We start from the raw sequence: 713 nt of genomic DNA on the forward strand, positions 1-713 counted from the left end.
GCAGGAAGCCCGAAGAAGGTGCCGCCCGCCATCGTGAGGCCCGGGAACTCCGGTTGCGCCAGCGCGTTGTGCATCATCGAGAGCGCCAGCGCCGTGCTCTCGGACATGACCCAGACCGCCTTGGCGACCGATAGATTGGCCGCGATGAAGGCGTCGAATGCGGCCTTCACGTCCGCGCGCACGGCCGCCGCATCGACGCCTGATGCCTTGATCGGGTTCAGGTCATGCGTGATGGACGCGGGCGAGACGCCGTACTCCCCTTCGGCCTTCTTCGGATCGATGAACTGGCCGTCAAGAAAGCCGCCCACCGTTGCGATCAGGTCTTGCTGAACCAGCGCCTCGGCGCTAGGGCTTGAGAAGCGCACCAGATCCTCGGTCATGACCACCAGACCCGCGACCTTCGAGTGGCCGAGCGAGGTGGTGTTAAAGGCCAAGGAGGAGACAGGCGTGGGCTTGCCTTCTCCGACCCAGTTGACCGAGGAGCCCGTGACCTGACCGGGCACCTTGATGTTGAACGGCACGCGCCGGAAGTGCTCGATGCGCCCGATGATCGTGGCCGGGCGCAGCAAGTCGATGAATTCGCTCGCCATGCTCTGATACTCCACCAAGGGCTTGGCCCACGCCGGATCGGTGGTGGTCCCCGCCTGCACCGCCGCCTTGAGCACCAACTCGACCTCAGGCGTCGAGTCCTTCCACTCCTTGGCGATCTCGAC

At 65.1% G+C, this 713-nt stretch carries 1 protein-coding gene; it reads right to left on the reverse strand.

All coding sequences use genetic code 11. From position 1 onward, the window contains the following. A partial coding sequence (locus QCE79_RS33290; RefSeq protein ID WP_309851735.1) for a phage major capsid protein occupies positions 1-713 on the reverse strand: 713 nt, incomplete at both ends.

It is taken from the genome of Caballeronia sp. LZ003, from assembly GCF_031451465.1.
Lineage (GTDB): Bacteria > Pseudomonadota > Gammaproteobacteria > Burkholderiales > Burkholderiaceae > Caballeronia.